The organism is Nocardia sp. NPDC058705 (assembly GCF_042749305.1).
Taxonomy (GTDB): Bacteria; Actinomycetota; Actinomycetes; order Mycobacteriales; family Mycobacteriaceae; genus Nocardia.
In genome coordinates this window covers 16,446-34,051 of sequence record NZ_JBHYRN010000001.1, presented here as the reverse complement: position 1 = coordinate 34,051, position 17,606 = coordinate 16,446, and the positions used below count along the sequence as shown (strand labels likewise).

At 66.2% G+C, this 17,606-nt stretch carries 17 protein-coding genes; 10 read left to right on the top strand and 7 right to left on the bottom strand.

Features of this window, described 5'->3' with window-relative positions; translation table 11 throughout:
* Positions 1-375 precede the first annotated feature (375 nt).
* Positions 376-1,305 (bottom strand): IclR family transcriptional regulator, encoded by a 930-nt coding sequence (locus ACFW6D_RS00160; RefSeq protein ID WP_379323141.1) that lies wholly within the window; start codon positions 1,303-1,305, stop codon positions 376-378.
* A 77-nt stretch (positions 1,306-1,382) separates the two neighbouring features.
* Here ACFW6D_RS00160 and cysD point away from each other — a divergent pair, with 77 nt between their 5' ends.
* The 6 genes from cysD to ACFW6D_RS00130 all read left to right on the top strand — a co-directional run bounded on the left by cysD (position 1,383) and on the right by ACFW6D_RS00130 (position 8,173).
* Complete coding sequence (gene cysD / locus ACFW6D_RS00155; RefSeq protein ID WP_379323139.1) at positions 1,383-2,288, top strand: sulfate adenylyltransferase subunit CysD; 906 nt, start codon at positions 1,383-1,385, stop codon at positions 2,286-2,288.
* Entirely contained in the window at positions 2,288-4,204 is a 1,917-nt protein-coding gene (cysC, locus tag ACFW6D_RS00150) for an adenylyl-sulfate kinase (RefSeq protein WP_379323137.1), read from the top strand. The genes cysD and cysC overlap by 1 nt, the downstream gene beginning before the upstream one ends.
* Positions 4,201-5,421: a hypothetical protein gene (locus ACFW6D_RS00145; RefSeq protein WP_379323135.1), complete on the top strand. Its 1,221-nt coding sequence runs from the start codon at positions 4,201-4,203 to the stop codon at positions 5,419-5,421. The genes cysC and ACFW6D_RS00145 overlap by 4 nt, the downstream gene beginning before the upstream one ends.
* Positions 5,418-6,203, top strand: a complete 786-nt coding sequence (locus ACFW6D_RS00140) for an SDR family oxidoreductase (protein WP_379323133.1) — start codon at positions 5,418-5,420, stop codon at positions 6,201-6,203. The genes ACFW6D_RS00145 and ACFW6D_RS00140 overlap by 4 nt, the downstream gene beginning before the upstream one ends.
* 12 nt (positions 6,204-6,215) lie before the next feature.
* On the top strand, positions 6,216-7,349 hold the full coding sequence (locus tag ACFW6D_RS00135) for a sulfotransferase family protein (protein ID WP_379323131.1): 1,134 nt from the start codon (positions 6,216-6,218) through the stop codon (positions 7,347-7,349).
* A gap of 248 nt (positions 7,350-7,597) precedes the next feature.
* Positions 7,598-8,173, top strand: a complete 576-nt coding sequence (locus ACFW6D_RS00130; protein WP_379323129.1) for a Uma2 family endonuclease — start codon at positions 7,598-7,600, stop codon at positions 8,171-8,173.
* Between the two features lie 173 nt (positions 8,174-8,346).
* On the opposite strand, the gene ACFW6D_RS00125 is transcribed toward ACFW6D_RS00130, so the two are convergent.
* Together ACFW6D_RS00125 and ACFW6D_RS00120 are read right to left on the bottom strand one after the other, a co-directional pair.
* Positions 8,347-9,519 (bottom strand): serine hydrolase domain-containing protein, encoded by a 1,173-nt coding sequence (locus tag ACFW6D_RS00125; protein ID WP_379323127.1) that lies wholly within the window; start codon positions 9,517-9,519, stop codon positions 8,347-8,349.
* A gap of 167 nt (positions 9,520-9,686) precedes the next feature.
* The gene (locus ACFW6D_RS00120; protein WP_379323125.1) at positions 9,687-10,160 is read right to left on the bottom strand and encodes a MarR family winged helix-turn-helix transcriptional regulator; all 474 of its coding nucleotides are present in this window, start codon (positions 10,158-10,160) and stop codon (positions 9,687-9,689) included.
* Between the two features lie 106 nt (positions 10,161-10,266).
* Here ACFW6D_RS00120 and ACFW6D_RS00115 point away from each other — a divergent pair, with 106 nt between their 5' ends.
* Positions 10,267-11,397 carry a GDSL-type esterase/lipase family protein gene (locus ACFW6D_RS00115; RefSeq protein ID WP_379323123.1) on the top strand — a complete coding sequence of 377 codons (1,131 nt, stop codon included), beginning with the start codon at positions 10,267-10,269 and terminating at the stop codon, positions 11,395-11,397.
* 15 nt (positions 11,398-11,412) lie between these two features.
* Here the strand turns inward: ACFW6D_RS00115 and ACFW6D_RS00110 are convergent, their stop codons facing one another.
* Positions 11,413-11,610 carry a hypothetical protein gene (locus tag ACFW6D_RS00110; RefSeq protein ID WP_379323121.1) on the bottom strand — a complete coding sequence of 66 codons (198 nt, stop codon included), beginning with the start codon at positions 11,608-11,610 and terminating at the stop codon, positions 11,413-11,415.
* Positions 11,611-11,825: 215 nt separating this feature from the next.
* Between ACFW6D_RS00110 and ACFW6D_RS00105 the strand changes: the two genes are divergently transcribed.
* Positions 11,826-13,124 (top strand): hypothetical protein, encoded by a 1,299-nt coding sequence (locus ACFW6D_RS00105; RefSeq protein ID WP_379323119.1) that lies wholly within the window; start codon positions 11,826-11,828, stop codon positions 13,122-13,124.
* Positions 13,125-13,261: 137 nt separating this feature from the next.
* Here the strand turns inward: ACFW6D_RS00105 and ACFW6D_RS00100 are convergent, their stop codons facing one another.
* Positions 13,262-14,008 carry a 3-hydroxybutyrate dehydrogenase gene (locus ACFW6D_RS00100; RefSeq protein WP_379323117.1) on the bottom strand — a complete coding sequence of 249 codons (747 nt, stop codon included), beginning with the start codon at positions 14,006-14,008 and terminating at the stop codon, positions 13,262-13,264.
* Positions 14,008-15,372 carry an MFS transporter gene (locus tag ACFW6D_RS00095; protein ID WP_379323115.1) on the bottom strand — a complete coding sequence of 455 codons (1,365 nt, stop codon included), beginning with the start codon at positions 15,370-15,372 and terminating at the stop codon, positions 14,008-14,010. The genes ACFW6D_RS00100 and ACFW6D_RS00095 overlap by 1 nt, the downstream gene beginning before the upstream one ends.
* 99 nt (positions 15,373-15,471) lie before the next feature.
* Between ACFW6D_RS00095 and ACFW6D_RS00090 the strand changes: the two genes are divergently transcribed.
* Both ACFW6D_RS00090 and ACFW6D_RS00085 read left to right on the top strand, forming a co-directional pair.
* Complete coding sequence (locus ACFW6D_RS00090) at positions 15,472-16,440, top strand: LysR family transcriptional regulator (protein WP_379323113.1); 969 nt, start codon at positions 15,472-15,474, stop codon at positions 16,438-16,440.
* A gap of 79 nt (positions 16,441-16,519) precedes the next feature.
* On the top strand, positions 16,520-17,077 hold the full coding sequence (locus ACFW6D_RS00085) for a nitroreductase family protein (protein ID WP_379323111.1): 558 nt from the start codon (positions 16,520-16,522) through the stop codon (positions 17,075-17,077).
* A gap of 77 nt (positions 17,078-17,154) precedes the next feature.
* Here the strand turns inward: ACFW6D_RS00085 and ACFW6D_RS00080 are convergent, their stop codons facing one another.
* Positions 17,155-17,571 (bottom strand): SRPBCC domain-containing protein, encoded by a 417-nt coding sequence (locus ACFW6D_RS00080; RefSeq protein WP_379324195.1) that lies wholly within the window; start codon positions 17,569-17,571, stop codon positions 17,155-17,157.
* Positions 17,572-17,606: the final 35 nt, after the last annotated feature.

Below are 17,606 nucleotides of genomic sequence, written 5' to 3'. Positions count from 1 at the left end.
CTGTTCGGTGCGATAGGTGTTCGAGAACACCCCGCAGACGGACACGAGCCCCTGGCGGTGCCGCCCTTTCGGACAGCGGCCGACACACTCCGCCCAGTCGCCCGCCACCTTTGTCAGTGAGACGCCGGGCCCCGAGCGCAACTCCGCCCCCGAGCGCCACGTCCGACGCCACTCCCCAGCCCGCCGACGGTGACTCGCTCCCCGCAGCGGAGCCGGTGCCGGCAGGACCGAGACCTCACTCTCCCGTTCGCCGACGGCAATTCGGTTCGCCACAGCGGAAGTCACCCCCAATCCACTAACGGTGACTCGGCCCGCCCCAACGGACGCCAATCCCCCAGCCCATCGGCGGTGATCCGCTCCGCCCCAAAACGGATGTCACTCCGCCGGTTCGCCGACGGTGATTCGGTCCGCCGCAGCGACTGTTGCCCGCCCCAGTTCTCCCAAAGCCCGAGTGGACAGGCGAGTATCGGGGCAGCTGACGACCGCGGCGACGACGGCGCCGTTGCGGTCGCGGATGGGGGCGGCCAGCGTGACGACGGCGTTGTCGGGGCCGAGTTCGTCGGGGAGGTAGTCGATGGTGATCAGTTCGGTGATCACCGAGCTGAGTTGGGCGCGCAGTGCGGCGGTGATCGGTGAATCGCGCAGGCCCGCCATGACTTCCAGCATCGGGGCCGAGTCGTCGACCAGGCGCTCGACGGAGTAGCCGCGGGCGCGGATCTCGGCGAGTACGCGGGCGAGGCGTTTCCGGTGGGCCGGATCGGCGGCAGCGAGCCACGCCTTCTGCGCGGATTCCGGCGCCCAGGCGACGAATTCGCGACAGACGGGCGGTGCGAGCGGAAGGTGGCGCCCGGCACGGATCCAGCCGGCCGACGGCTGCCCGACCACCTCGGTGACCACAATGCTGCCCCCGGCACGTTCGGCCAGGAACACCGGCACATCGGCCTGTTCGGACAGCGCCCGCAGATGCGCGATCGCGGTGCGGCGCAGCGGGAATGCGGCCTCGGCCCGCCGGGCGACGGTCAGCAGACGCAGTCCGATGCCGTAGCAACCGTCCTCGTCGCGCACCGTCCAACCGTCGGCGGTGAGCTGGGCGAGCACGGCATGCGCGGTGGCGCGCGACAGTCCCGCTTCACGCACGATGCGCGCCAGCGACAGGCGTTCGGTGGCATGTCGCGACAGCAGCTCGAGCACCTTCACCACCCGCTGCGTCGGCGGTGATGCCGCGCCGGGGATTTCGGCATCGCCCATCGAATCCGGGGTCACCTCTTGACCGGCGCGCTCGGCCCAGCTTATCGTCGGTGTCACAATACCGAACAATAGCGTCGAATATTCGACATCGCAACCCGTCGGGAGGATTCCCGGCGAAACGAAGTGGGTGAGCAGTGCAAGCGGGGTACGAGTTATCGCATCTGGCGGCCTTGGAGGCCGAGTCGGTGCACATCTTCCGGGAGGTCGCGGCCACTCTCGCGCGACCGGCCCTGCTCTTCTCCGGCGGCAAGGATTCCGCCGTTCTGCTGCACCTGGCGCGCCGCGCGTTCTGGCCCGCGCCGCTGCCGTTTCCGCTGCTGCACGTGGACACCGGCCACAATTTCGACGAGGTGATCGAGTTCCGTGATCGCACGGCACAGCGCACCGGTGCACGCCTCGAGATCGCCCGGGTCCAAGACGACATCGACGCGGGCCGCGCGGTAGAACGCCCCGGCGGCACCCGCAACCCGTTGCAGACCACCACCTTGCTGCGCGCCATCGGCGAACACCGGTTCGACGCGGCGTTCGGCGGTGCGCGCCGGGACGAGGAGAAGGCCCGCGCCAAGGAGCGAGTGTTCAGCTTCCGCAACGGTTTCGGCGAATGGGACCCGCGGGCGCAGCGGCCCGAGGTCTGGAACCTCTACAACGGCCGCCACCAGCCCGGCGAACACATCCGGGTGTTCCCGCTGTCGAACTGGACCGAACTCGACATCTGGGAGTACATCGATCGCGAGGCCGTCGACCTGCCGTCGCTGTATTACGCGCACCGGCGTCAGGTCATCGAACGCGACGGAATGCTGCTCTCGGCAACACGATTCATCACCCCGGCGCCGGGCGAACGCACCTTCGAAGCCACGGTGCGTTTTCGCACGGTCGGCGACGCCACCTGCACCGGCTGTGTCGAGAGCACCGCCGACACCCCGGCGAAGGTGATCGCCGAGACCGCCGCGACCCGGCTCACCGAGCGCGGCGCCACGCGTGCCGACGACCGGATCTCCGAGACCGGCATGGAAGACCGCAAGCGAGAGGGCTATTTCTGATGCGCCGCAACCTGTTACGACTGGCGACCGCGGGCAGCGTCGACGACGGCAAGTCCACCCTCATCGGCCGATTGCTCTTCGACTCCAAGTCCCTGTTCGACGATCAACTCGCCGCCATCGAACGTGTCAGCACCGAACGTGGCGGCGCCGCAGCGGATCTCGCGCTGGTGACCGATGGCCTGCGGGCCGAACGCGAGCAGGGCATCACCATCGATGTCGCCTACCGCTACGTGACCACGCCGCGCCGCAAATTCGTCATCGCCGACACCCCGGGCCACGTCCAGTACACCCGCAATATGGTGACCGGCGCGTCCACCGCGGACCTCGCGCTTATCCTGGTCGACGCCCGCACCGGCGTTTCCGAGCAGACCCGCAGGCACGCGTTCCTCGCGACGCTGCTCGGCGTGCCGCACCTGGTGGTATGCGTGAACAAGATGGACCTGGTCGACTGGTCGCAGGAGCGTTTCGAGGAGATCCGCACCGAATTCGCCGCGTTCGCGGCCAAATTGACGGTGGGCGACCTGAGCTTCGTGCCCGTTTCGGCGCTGCTCGGCGACAATGTGGTCGACGGATCCGAGCACATGGACTGGTATCCGGGGCCGCCGTTGCTGCGCCACCTCGAGGACGTGCACATCGCCTCGGACCGCAATCTGATCGATGCCCGGTTGCCGATTCAATACGTCATCCGGGGACTCGACCACCGCAGTTACGCGGGCACTGTCGCGGGCGGCATTTTCAAGCCCGGCGACGAAGTGGTCGTGCTGCCCGCCGGCCGGTCCTCGCACGTCCGGGAGATCTGGGGTCCGGGCGGAACCAAGGTCGACGAGGCATTCACCGGCATGGCGGTCTCGCTGACGCTGGACGACGACCTCGATGTCGGACGCGGTGACCTGCTCGCCCGGCCGGGTAACCGTCCCCACATCGGTGTCGACCTCGATGCGATGGTGTGTTGGTTCTCGGAGACTTCGCAGTTGCGCGAGGGTGCGCAGTACCTGGTGCGCACCGCCGCGCAGACCTCGTCCGCGCAGGTCACGGCCATCGACTACCGCCTCGACGTGAACACGCTGCACCGGGTGGAGGACGTGGAGTCCTTGTCGCTCAACGACATTGCGCGCATTCGCTTACACAGCCGTCATCCCTTGCTGTCGGATCCGTATCGGGAGAATCGGCGCACAGGCAGTTTCATCCTGATCGATCCGGTGACCGATCAGACCGTCGCCGCCGGGATGGTGACCGGCCGGGAGACCGGCGGAGCACAGATCGACCGGCATAATCACGCAATCGAGCCGCTTTCAGTCAATATTCTGACTGAAACGAGCCCGATTGTGCAATTACGCCAGTCCGTCGTGTGGCATCGGTCCGCAGTGGACCGCACCGAGCGGGCCCACCTCGGCGCCACGATCTGGCTGACCGGACTGTCCGGCTCGGGAAAGTCGACGATCGCGGTCGAACTGGAGCGCCAGCTGGTCGCCGCCAACCGCCCCGCCTACCTGCTCGACGGGGATAATCTGCGGCACGGTCTCAATGCCGGCCTCGGCTTCTCCCCCACCGACCGGGACGAGAACGTTCGCCGAGTCGCCGAAGCTGCCGCGCTGTTCGCCGACTCCGGCACCGTCGCCATCGTGTCGGTGATCAGCCCTTTCGCCGCCCAGCGAGCCAACGCCCGGACCATCCATGCCGGCCAGGAACTGCCCTTCCACGAGATCTTCGTCGACACCCCGCTGCCGGAATGCGAACGCCGCGATCCGAAGGGCCTCTACGCCAAGGCCCGCGCCGGTGAACTGCCCGGCTTCACCGGGATCGGCTCGCCGTACGAACGGCCCGAGCACGCCGACCTCGTCATCACGCCCGACCTCGGGTCCCCTTCCGACATCGCTGCCCACATTCTCCGAGAGCTAGGAATCGCAGACCGTTGACCCATTCCAGTACCACCACCGAAGCCGGTACCAGCAGCTCGCCACCGGCGCCACTGACTGCACCATTTCTCGCCGCGGTCGCGCAAGCCGAAACACTCATCGCCGGTGCGGAATTCGTCCGTAGCGACCAGGACCTCGCCGAGGGCTACGACTACCTCGCCGCCAGTATCGCTGCCTGCCTGCGCCTTTCGGGCGCCCACGGCACGTCGCATCCCTATTTCGTGTCCTCGACCGGGCCGTACGCCAAGATGGGCCTCGACAACCCGGACACCCTCTACTACCACGCCAATATCGAACCCGGCGCCGAGTATGTGGTGAGCGGGGTACGTGGCAGCACCGTCGATCTGAGTTTCCAAGTGCTCAAAGGTGATTACACCGCGACGGACGTGCCCGGTGGTGCCGACGCGTTCGATGACCGGCGCATTCCGATCGCCGCCGACAGCAGCTTCTCCCTTCGCTTCGGGCCGGCGAAACCCGAGGCAGGCCCGGACTACTTCCCGCTCGGGGAAGGCGCGTCCATGCTGGCCGTGCGGGAGGTCTACAGCGACTGGTCCGAGCGCAAGGGCTCGATCCGGATCGAACGCGTCGACACCATCGGCACCGCACCCGTCGAACCGGACCTGGCGCGCCTGCGCAAACGGTACGGCGCGGCGGCGAAAATGCTGCTCACGCGGGTGCACACCTGGTTCAACTTCCCGAAGTGGTTCTATCTCGATCTGCCGGTGAACACCCTCACCGCACCTCGGCTCACCCCCGGCGGGCTGAGCACCCAGTACTCCTCGGTCGGACATTTCGAACTCGCCGACGATCAGGCGCTGGTGATCACCGTCCCGAAATCCGATGCGCCGTATCAGGGTTTCCAGCTGGGCAGTCTCTGGTACATCTCCCTGGACTACGTCAACCATCAGACCAGCCTCAATCACGCTCAGGCACAGGTGGATTCGGACGGGATGATCCGGATGGTGGTGAGCAAGCAGGATCCGGGTATCGCGAACTGGATCGAGACCACCGGTCGCACACGCGGCATCCTGCAGTTCCGGTGGCAGCGCACCGATCGACCGATGACCGAGGCCGATGGCCCGACCGTCGCCGTGGTGCCGATCGACGCAGTCGCGCAACACCTTCCGCATTTCGAACACAACCGGATCGACGCCGCGGGTTGGCGCGACCGGATCTCGGCCCGGCAGCGGGCATTCGCCGAAAGGATGCTCGGATGAGCGGGGCACTGTTGGACGGCAAAGTTGTCGTTGTTTCCGGAGTCGGGCCGGGTCTGGGCCGGTCGATCTGTCTGGAAGCGGCCGCGGCGGGGGCCACGGTCGTGCTCGCGGCGCGCACCGAATCCCGTCTACTCGAGGTGGCCGGCGAAATCGAGGCCGCGGGGGGCGCCACGTTGAGCGTGCCCACCGACATCACCGACGAGGCCGCTGTCGATAATCTCGTGGCGCGCACAGTCGACACCTTCGGGCGGGTCGACGCACTCGTGAACAACGCGTTCTCGGTGCCGTCGATGAAACCCCTCGACCGCACCGACTTCGACCACATCCGGTCGAGCTTCGATATGACGGTGCTCGGCGGTCTGCGGATGACGCAGGCGTTCACGCCCGCGCTCACCGAGTCCAAAGGCGCTGTGGTGATGATCAATTCGATGGTCGTGCGCCATTCCGAGCCCCGGTACGGCAGCTACAAACTGACCAAGGCCGCACTACTGGCGATGTCGCAGACCTTGGCGACCGAGCTCGGCGGCAAGGGTGTACGGGTCAACAGTGTGCTGCCCGGCTATATCTGGACCGACCAGCTGAAGTGGTACTTCGGCCAGGTCGCCGAGAAATACGGCATCACCGTCGAGCAGGTCTATGAGCAGACCGCGTCGAAATCCGATCTGAAGCGCCTGCCCGAACCCGACGAAATCGCCCGTGCTGTCGTGTTTCTCGCGTCCGGGTGGTCCTCGGCGATCACCGGTCAGACCCTCGACGTCAACTGCGGCGAATACCACAACTAGGAGCTTTCGACGATGACTGTGCGCACCGACGTCGGCACCGTGGCCGACCTGCACGCCTCCGCCACCAAACTCACCGGCCTCACCGATTTCGGCCCCGACGACTACACCGAGGCGTTGCAGGTGCTGCTCGACTCGTATCGCGACGAGGCCGGGCTCACCGAGCTGGGCTCGAAGATGTCGCGGTTCTTCCTGCGGGGCACGCTGGTCGCCCGGGCGCTGAGTGAAGCCGCGTGGGCGGCGAACCCCGGCTACGTCGAAACACCGGTCACCCAACCGATTTTCGTCACGGGCCTGCCCCGAACCGGCACCACCGCACTGCACCGATTGCTGGCCACCGATCCCGCAAACCAGGGTTTGGAGATGTGGCTGACCGATTTCCCGCAGCCCCGTCCACCGCGCGACACCTGGGCCGACAACCCCGCCTACCAGCAGATCGACGCGGGCCTGCGACAGCATCGGGTGCAGAACCCCGAATTCATGGGCCTGCACTACATGAGCGCTTCCGACGTGGAGGAATGCTGGCAACTGCTGCGCCAGTCGGGCACGTCGCATTCCTACGAGTGCCTCGCCTACGTACCGGGCTACTCGCAATGGCTGGCCGGCCAGGGCTGGACCCCCGCCTACGCCCGCCACCGCCGCAACCTGCAACTCATCGGCATGAACGACACTCGCCGCTGGGTCCTCAAAAACCCCAGCCACCTGTTCTGCCTCGACGCACTCCTGGCGACCTACCCCGACGCCGTCGTCATCCAAACCCACCGCGATCCCGCCACCATCATCCCCTCGGTCTGCAGCCTCAACGAACACGCCACCCGAGGCTGGTCCACGGTCTTCACCGGCGAAACCATCGGCCGCACCCAACTCGACCTGTGGTCGCGCGGCCTCCGTGAATTCACCGCCGCCCGCACCCGCCACCCCGAAGCCACCTTCATCGACGTCGACTTCGAAGACCTCCGCACCGACCCCCTGGGCGTCGTAGACACCATCTACGCCCGCATCGACACCACCCTCACCCCCGAAGCCCGCACCGCCATCACCACCCTCGACAACGAAAGCCGCACCGGTGCACGCAAACCCACCCACCACTACTCCCTCGCCGACTACGGCCTCACGGAAGAAGTGGTCGCCGAACGCTTCGGCAGCTGACTCGAACGGTCGGCTACCGACATTCATTCGGGTAGGCATGATGCCCGGCGACCCGCAAGCGATTCGATGTTGTCGTTGGCATCGAATCGCTGCTGACCGCTCTTCCAGCTGCGCCCGATCGGATGCGAAATGACAGCGCGCGAGCTAGCACCCGCCTTGTGCGCACTACCCACGGCACACGCGACCCGACTGGCTCAACGTGCGACAATGACGCGAAGACGCAGTGGACGGGCATGCGGAGGCTGAGGATGACGGTCGAGATGGTGCCGAGCCCGCGCGGGCAACCGATCACCGTCGCCGAGTACGACGCTCTGCCGACCGACACCAGCCAACGCTACGAGATCGAGAACGGACTCTTGCTCGTGGACGCTCGCCCAGCGCCACCGCACAGTCGCGCGATCCAACGTTTGCTTGTCCAACTGAACGGCCAGCTTCCGAGCGGATGGGAAGCATTCGCGAAAATCGAGGCTGAACTCAGCGGTAAGTCGCCCCGGCGCGTGCCGGATGTAGTCGTCGGGCCTGAAGAGATCGACGAGCAAGCCCGAATTCGCAGCGACCAGCTCGCGCTAGCCATCGAGGTCGCCTCATCCGGCGAGTCCGCGGTGCGCGACTACTCCATCAAGGCGGGCGAGTACGCCGCCAATCGCATCGCCCACTACTGGGTGATCGACCTCATCGACGTCGGCTCGGTCGGTCTCACGATCTACACCCTCGACGACGGCGACTACCGGATCACTCCCCGCGCCACCGGCGCGGTGCACATGGACGAACCATTCCCCCTGATCATCGATCTGAACGCCCTTACCGGTCGACGCACAAGCTGATCACCCGTACGAGCTGACCTGGTCGGTGTCACCCATCGACCTCGACCCCGCACCGCCGGGCCAAGTCGGTCTCGTAGCCCTGGCCTGATGTCGCAGTCGGCGTCGCGGGGAATGCGGTGCGAGCCTACGGCATCCGAATCCGGGCGGGCGGTGTCGCAGCGTGGCCGAAGTAACTACTTGTCGCCCATCGCGGTTCGATAGAGGGTATCGAGGGCGTCGTCGATGGGGTGGGGTTTCGGTGTGCCGTCGGGGCCCAGCTCGTTCCAGCGGGCGAAGTTCATCGCGACCGACATCTGGCGGATGCCGTCGGCGCTGGTGAGAGATAGCGCCAGGGCGCCGAAGGCGCTGCCGTCGTGGCCCCAGAATGTTTCGCCGGTCGCGGTCTGCACGCGGTGCAGGCCGTGGCCGTATTCGATCTGCGTGCCGTCCAGGGCGATGACGGGCACCGTGCGCTGCATCTGTGCCAGCGATTCCGGGCTCACGATCTGTCCGGCGAGCAGCGCGCGGTAGAAGCGGTTCAGGTCTGCCGTGGTCGAGACGATGCCGGCGCCGGGCATCGTCCAGGACATGTTGTAGACGCTGTAGTCGCGCGGTGGGTCGATCGTGCCGAACAGGCCCTCGTACAGTCGCGGATGCGGAGCCGACAGGGTCGGCTGGTCCGGAAACGCGGTGTGGGCGAGGTCGGCGCGGCGGATCACATTCTCGGCGATGTAGGTCTCGAACGCTGTTCCGGTCACCTGCTCCAGCAGTTGGGCCAGCAGGAAGTAGTTGGTGTTGGAGTACACGCCGGGGGTCGCACCGGGCGCACCGGTGGCGGGCGCGTCGACACCCATTCTGATCAACTCGATCGGGTCGAACTCGGTGAACCGGTGCTTGTCCAAGCTCTCCGCGGACAGCTGCGTTCCGCCGAAAAAGGCTGAGAGAGAGGGGAACGAGTACGGCAGGTGCTCGGCCAGACCGCTCGTGTGGTTGAGCAGCATCCGAATCGTGATCTCGGTGCCGCGCTCGCCGGGGACCAGGCGTGGCAGGTAGTCGGCGATCGGTGTGTCGAGCCCGATCCGTCCCTGCTCGACCTGCTGCATGATGGCGGCCGCGACGAATGTCTTGGTGATGCTGCCCATTCGGTGGACCATGTCGGGCCGGATGGGCTCGCCGGAGATGACGTCGGCGACGCCCGACGCGCCACTCCACACCCGGTCCTCGTCACGTACTTCCATGAACACACCGACCATCCCGGCGTCGCGGACCGCATCCAGCGCGGATTGCAGCACAGCGGGGTCCGGCAGGGAACCTGTTGGTGCAGTGCCTGTTTCGCTCGCCTGCATCGTGCATGCGCTGATGGTCAAGACTGCGCCTACAAGTACTGCCAGTGGAATCTTCACGCTTTCGGTCCTCTCGTGGTCGGCCGCCGCGGTCTCCGGGCGACGTACCCACACACTGACAGCTGTGACTGGCGGGGCGCTTTCGGAATCCTGCGGTCCGGCACGGTCGTCTGCGAAAGCGCGAACAGCGCTCAGGACCGGTCAGCCAAGGCGGTGGCCGCCGGGTTCGTGGCGTCCCGGATGACGCGAAGGCCGGTGACCAAGCCGTCGAGTTGAGCGGGAGTCAACTGGCCGGTGAGCCATTTCTCCAGGGCCGCGAGGTAATCGGGCAGGACCTCTTCGAGGCGCTGCACACCACCGTCGGTCAGGGCCGCGTAGGCGCTGCGGCGGTCGGCCGGGTCGAGTTGACGTTCGACCAGGCCCGCGGCGGCGAGCCGGTCGACCAGGCGGGTGACACCGCTGGTGGAGAGCTCGGTCTGCGTGGCAAGGTCCGACATCCGCAGGCGGTGACCTGGCGAACGACTCAGCCGCAGAAGGGCATTGAGGTCGAGGCCGGAGAGGCCGTGCGCCTTCCAGGTCGGCTCCAGCTTGGCGAGCAGGCCACTGTGCGCCTCGAACAGCAAGCCGGAGATGGTGAAACGGGGGTCGTCGAACAGATCGGACATAACACCAGCTTAGCCCATACTTGCCATGCGGATAGTTGACACGAGGAATACTTTCCCGTAGACCTATGTCAACGCATTATTCCGCACAGCAACTACTGGAGAGATCATGCAGAACAACACCTGGGTCGCGGGCTTCCGGACCGGCGTCATCGACCCGACCGAGCAGATCAAACTCGCCGAATCACGGGAGTTCGGGGACGAAACCGTGCGCCACGTCCTGCACATGGCAGGCGGCGGCGACGCGGTGCGCGTGCGCTTGACCAACCGCTACGGGGTCGCACCGCTGCGGATCGGCGCTGTGCGGATCGCCCGGCGCAAAGCCGGATCGGCGATCATCGAGGATCGGGAGGTCACCTTCGGCAGCACGGCGGCGGTCATCATCGACGCGGGCGCCGAGTCGGTGAGCGATCCGATCGAATTGCCGGTCACCGCAGGCGAAGACCTGCTGCTCAGCCTCTACCTGCCGGAATCGACCGGCCTCGCCACCTTCTCCCACCAGCCCGGCGAGATCGCCTACATCGTCGACGGTGACCAGACCGCGGAGGTGGAACTTCCTGACGCCCTCGAGGTTCCGTTCCGATTCTTCGTCACCGGAATCGACGTGCTGGTCAGCGAACAACCTCCGATCGCAGTCGCGTTCGGTGACTCCTGGTTCGAAGGTGTCGGCACCACACCGAGCGCCAATCGTCGCTCGGTCGACGTCCTCAATGACCGCCTCGCCCGGGGCTGGGTGGTCAACAACGGCATCGCGGGCAACCGCCTCACCGCTGAGCAGATCGGCGAATCAGGCGTGCGCCGTTTCGATTCCGATGCCCTGCAGGTCCCCGGGGTGACCGACATCCTGATCAACTTCGGCATCAACGACCTCATCCTCGGCGCGATGGGCGGCCAACCCAGCGCCACCACCGAAGAACTGATCGCCGGCTTCACCGACCTGGCCGACCGCGCCCACGCCGCCGGACTGCGCATCCACGCCGCCACCATCGGCCCCTACGCAGGCTGCGTCTACCCCGGCATGCCCCTACTGGAAACCCAGCCGACTCGCCATGCCGTCAACGAATGGCTGCGCACCACAACCCTTTTCGACTCGATCTTCGACGTCGACCGCGCCGTGAACGACCCCCACCGACCCGACTGCATCCGCCCCGAATTCGACAGCGGCGACGGCATGCACCTCAACGACGCGGGCGCCGCGGCCATGGCAGCCACCGTCGACCTCACTGCCCTGTTCCGCTGAGGCTGGATCGCAGGGTCACCTCGAAGGCGGTTCGGGCAACTCGTCCAGATCGGCGAGAGTGGTGTGCACGAACGCCGCGATCCGGTGCCGGGCGGCCGGACTCAACCGTCCGACGCGGTCCGCGGTCAACGGACTGTCGGCGATATCGACCGAGGGGAGGGCACCGGCCTCCCCTCGGCCTGCCTCCGACCCCATCTCCGGACGTAACGTCATCTCATCCCCCACATCATCCGAACAATCGGCGGGTCGCCAGCAAACATCTGGATTACAACATGATCAAACGTCCACAACAAGTGCCTTTGCCCGCGAATTTTGCGGATTCCGGGCATTTCATCGACCACGACCTGATGGTAACGAATTGATCACCGCAGCCGACAATGTCCTGGTTGAAGGCATCAATTCGGATCGTGTGGCGAGGAGTGCTGAAGGTGAGTGGAACGGCGGCAGTACACGCCGCTATCGGGGCGTTGATCGGCCTGACCTCGGGTTATGGGGTTCAGCGCATCGCCGACACTGCGGCTGGCTCACAGATTTTCGGGACCGCGCCGATGACCACCGCGGTGATCGCCGCGCTGGTTGCGATCACCGCGGTCAGCCTGTTCAGCTGGGGCCGGGTCCGCTATTGCGTGGTTTACGGGATCGGTCTGGCCGGGCTGGCGATCGTGGGCGCCGTCAGCGCGCTGCCCGCGCCGGATGAGTGGAACGAGTTGCCCGTCGCGCTCGGTGTCGCGCTCGGGTTGTTGATCGTGCCCGCGCTCCTGACAACGGCAGTTCAGGTGTGGTTCTTCGGTGGCCTCGTAGCGGCAGGGGTGCTCGGGTATCAGTGGGAGAACCTGCTCGGCGGGGACCACTTCCGCTATCACGATTACCCCGGTTCCCTCGACCCACCGGGGCGGATGTGGCAGTTGGTGGTGGCCGTCGCGCTGGGGGCAGGACTGTTGCTGGCGATGCGGTGGCGGCGAGCCGACCATGTCGATGTCGACCTGTCAGGGCGGATAGTCGCGTTCGGCGCCGCAATAGCGCTGACATCCGGCTTGCTCGCGCGACTGTCGACCGAGACCGGCCGACTTCCTGTCGCGTCGGTACTGCTGGTGCTCGCCGTCTTCGCGGCGGGTGTTCGGTGGTTGCCACAGGGGTCGGCGACGACGTTGGCCGCGATGACCGCAGCCGCGGCCGTTCTCGTCATCGAACCGGGATTGGATCGCGAACCTTCGATTTTCACGCTCGTCGCCGGAGTCGCCGCAGTGATCGGCGGCCTTGCGGTCGGGCTTCGGCAACGCCGCGCGGCCCTCGCCGTCGGTGTGTGTGCCGGTGCGGCGTTGATCGGCGCGCTGTCTTTCGTTTCCGATACCGACTGGGTTCGAATTGCCGCCGGCGCGGTGCTGCTCTTCGCGGCGGCGATGGCAGGTGCGGCGACGCTGCCGCTCGAACCTTCCCTGCTCGCCGGTTGGACCGTGTTGCCGGTGCTCGCGTCGTTGACCGCGCGGGAGCTGCCGACGAGTAACGATGGCGCGGTGCCGTCGTGGGTTGGCGTGACACCAGACACGGATCACTACACGATGTGGGCGGGTACTGTGCACGGGTTCGTGGAACTGACGTCCACGACACCACCCGCCTTCGAACCACGTCCGGATCTGATCGTCCCAGGTTTGATCGCCGCGGCCCTCTGCACAGCCTGCGCGATCTGGCTGACCCGCCGCGACTCCACAGTCGAAAGTACCGGCTGAAAACCGTCGCGCAGATCCTCTGACCGACCCCCCATCCGGACCGTCGGCGTCAACGAATGGGTTGCAGGCGGGTCGGTACCGTTCAAACGGTCCATTCACTCCCCTGAAGCCGGCCCGCCTCCCGAACTCCCCCTCGGTCACCGGGCGCTCCACCCTCCGTCCATCACGTAGGAAGACCCGGTGACCATGCCCGCGTTGTCGGAGGCCAGCCAACCGACCAGTGCCGCAACCTCTTCCGGCTCGATCAACCGTTTGATCGCACTCTCGGTGAGCAGCACCTTCTCCAGCACTTCCCGCTCATCGATTCCGTGCGCGGCAGCCTGATCGGCGATCTGCTTGTCCACCAACGGTGTTCGCACATAGCCGGGGCTGACGCAGTTGCTGGTGACCCCGTGCGCACCACCTTCCAGCGCCGTCACCTTCGACAGCCCCTCCAACCCGTGCTTCGCGGTCACATACGCGACCTTGAACTGCGACGCCCGAATCCCGTGCACCGACGAGATATTCACGATCCGCCCGAAACCCTGCTCGTACATGTGCGGAAGGGTCGCGCGAATCAGCAGGAACGGCGCTTCGACCATCAGCGTCTGCATCGTGCGGAACCGATGCGGCTCGAAATCCTCGATGGGGCTGACGCTTTGCACACCCGCGTTGTTGACCAGAATGTCGGTCTCGAGCCGCAATTGCGCCAACGCGTCGACCTCGAGCAGGTCGACATTCCACGAATGCCCGCCGATCTCGTGCGCCACCGCTTTCGCACCGACTCCATCGATATCGGCGACGGTGACCTCGGCCCCGCGTGCGGCGAGCTCGCGTGCACAGGCGGCGCCGATACCACTCGCGGCACCGGTGACCAGCGCCTTACGTCCCGTAAGAGCTGCCATCAGGCAACACCTTTCGTGGCCGCAGCATCAGCGAGGTCAACAGATTCCAGGTCGATTCCCCGAGTTTCCTTCGCGCACAACACCGCAACGATGGTGACGCTCGCGGCCACAGCCAGGTACCAGGCGATCGGCACCGAGGAACCGAACTCCGACAGCAGCTTCACCGCGATGATCGGCGCCAGCGAACCCGCCACGATCGAGGTGACCTGGTAGCCCATCGACACACCCGAGTAGCGCATCCGCGTCGGGAACATCTCGGCCATGATCGCGGGCTGACCGGCGTACATGAGCCCGTGGAACACCAGTCCGATGACAATGGCGGACAAGATGATCAGGTGGTTGCCGCTGTCCATCATCGGGAAGGCGAAGAAACCCCAGGTAGCCGCGGCGACGGCACCGGCCAGGTAGACCGGGCGGCGGCCGATGCGGTCACCGAGCCTGCCGGCCAGCGGAATCACCATGATGTGCACGGCGTGGGCGATGAGCAGCCACCACAGAATGTTGGTGGTGTCGGCGTGCACGTGCACCTTGAGATAGGTGATGGAGAACGTGACGACCAGGTAGTACATGATGTTCTCGCCGAACCGCAGACCCATCGCGGTGAACACCCCACGCGGATAATTGCGCAGCACCTCGAACGGGCTGAACGAGGCGGCCTTGGCCTGATCCATCGACTGCTGCGCCGCCAGGAAGATCGGAGCGTCGGTGACCTTGGTACGCACGTAGTAGCCCACCAGCACGACCACCGCCGACAGCCAGAACGCCACGCGCCAGCCCCAACTCAGGAACGCCTCGTCCGACAGGGTCGAGGTCAGCACCAGCAGCACGACCGTGGCGAGCAGATTTCCAGCCGGCACCCCGGCCTGCGGCCAACTCGACCAGAAGGCGCGACTGCGACTCGGGCTGTGCTCGGCGACCAGCAGCACCGCACCACCCCATTCGCCACCGATCGCGAAGCCCTGGATGAAGCGCAGGATCACCAGCATCGCCGGTGCCCAGTAACCGATTTGGGCGAAGGTGGGCAGACAGCCCATCAGGAAGGTCGCCGCGCCGACGAGCACCAGGCTCACCTGCAACAACTGCTTGCGGCCGTAGCGGTCGCCGAAGTAGCCGAAGACGATGCCGCCGAGCGGGCGGGCCGCGAAACCGACGGCGTAGGTGACGAAGGCGGCCAAGATCGCGTCGAGATCGCTGGTGTCCTTGGAGAAGAACACCTTGCTGAACACCAGGGTCGCGGCGGTGCCGTAGAGGAAGAATTCGTACCATTCGACGACGGTGCCCGCCATCGAGGCGGCCACCACCCGCCGCAGTCCGGTGGGGGCTTCGTCCGGGTCGGTCGGACGGGTCGTGCTGCGCACGGTCATCGCACTACTCCTTCGATGTTCCAGGTCACATCACGATGGAAATGTGATGCAGCCCACAAGCCATGGGGAGAGTATTCGTGCAGACGGATCTCGATGACAATGGCCAGTTTCGCAGCGGCAATCTGCGAAACTGCACACGTGAGCCATTCTGCTTCGACGTCGGGACGCAGGCCGAGCGCTGACGATTTGCTGGTACTACTCGCCGTCGGCCGGTCCGGGCGCTACATCACCGCCGCCGAAGAATTGGGCATCAACCACACGACGATCTCGCGGCGCATCGCGGCACTCGAACACGCCATGGGCGGGCGGGTGCTGACCCGCGTCAGCGGCGGCTGGGAGCTCACCGATCTGGGCCGCGAGGCGCTGACCGCGGCCGAAGCGGTGGAGGCGGCCGTCAAATCGCTGGGCTCGACCGCGGGCGAGCGCACACTCGAAGGCGTGGTGCGCATTTCGGCCACCGACGGTTTCAGCGCCTACCTGGCCGCACCCTCGGCCGCCCGCGTCCAACGCCGACACCCCGGTATCGCCGTCGACATCATCGCCGCGACCCGGCGAGCATCCACCCAGCGAACCGGACTCGACATCGAGGTGGTGGTCGGCAAACCCCAAGTCCATCGCGCCGAAGCGATCGGACTCGGCGACTACTGCCTGCGCCTCTACGCCTCCCGCGACTACCTCGCCGAACACGGCACCCCCACCACCATCGCCGACCTCGCCGATTACCCCCTGGTCTACTTCATCGAATCCATCCTCCAAGTCGACGACCTCGACCTGGCCCTCGCCTTCGCCCCCACCATGCGCCGCTCGGTCTCCTCCACCAACGTCTTCGTCCACGTAGAAGCCACCCGAGCCGCCGCGGGCATCGGCCTACTCCCCTGCTTCATGGCCGACCGCCACCCCGACCTCGTCCGCGTCCTGCCCGACGAGGTCCGTGTCCAGCTCACCTATTGGCTCGTCATCCGTCCCGAAACCCTCCGCCGACCTGAGGTGGCTGCCGTCGTCGAGGCCCTACGGACAACAGTCCGCGACCTTCGCGAGGACCTACTCGGCGACCGCCCGATCACCTAGAACGAAGTCTGCCCCTTGCCATGGCCTTCGCAACTCGTGGAGCAGGCATATTCCGCACCGCATTCCGGTTGGGACAGGAGTGTTCATCCCTGCGGGTCGGCCCCGCCTCCACCCACTGCTGGCCGGGCGATTCAGTCCGCACGCGTTCGATCCCGAGGCGACAGTGGACGACGCGACGGTCGAACTGCTGCTCGAGGCGGCGCGGTGGGCGCCGTCGGCGGGGAATTCGCAGCCGTGGAGTTTCTATCCGGTTCGGCCCGGCGAGGTGGAACACAAGCGGATCGCGGTGCATCTGACACCCAGTTCAGCTCGGTGGGCGTTGGACGCCGGTCTGTTGATCGTCACGTTGACGCACAGATTCGTCGACGATTCCCGCATCCCGTACTCGGAATTCGCCGACTACGATCTCGGCCAAGCCGTCGCCCATCTGACAATCCAAGCCCAGGCCATCGGCCTCGCCTGCCACCAATTCCGCGCCTTCGACCTCGACGCCGTCACCACCGACCTCGCTCCGGACGCCGGATGGGTGGTGATGTCGATGATCGCCGTCGGAGTTCCGCTCGGTGAACCGCGCCGCGGACAGCGGCTCTCGATCGAGGACATGCGGGCGGCACCCTGGAACACCGACAGCCAGTGACGCAATCCGCCTGGCCGCAGGTCTCAGCGAACAGGCATCACCAGCGCGGTTCCCACTCCAGAGCCGTGGCGATCCAACTAGAAGAGGTTCTGGTGGCCGATGTCGAGCACGTCGCGCAGCCGCGACAACCTGCCGTGCCACATCCGTTCCATTCCGTTGCGCGCCATCTTCTGTCGGCGGTCTTCGATATCGAATCCGCTGTGCGTCAACAACAATCGAGTGCCACGCCCCTGCGACAACAATGTCCAGTCGATAACCCAGCGGGTCGGCCGTTCTGCTCGCAAGTCGACCCAGCTCAGGGTCAGCTGCTCACTCGGACGGGCCGCTAGAACTTCGCAGGCGATCTCACCGACAGAGGTCGCTTGCCGCCTGGCCGCCGACGATGGCTGTGGCGGGACGGTGAAGACGAAGTGGGTTCCCACTGATGCGACGAATCCGGTAGACGGCATCAACCACCGTTGCACCACACTCGGATCGGTGAGCGCGTGCCACACGTCAGACGGCGCATGGGGAAGGAAGTTGCCGATCT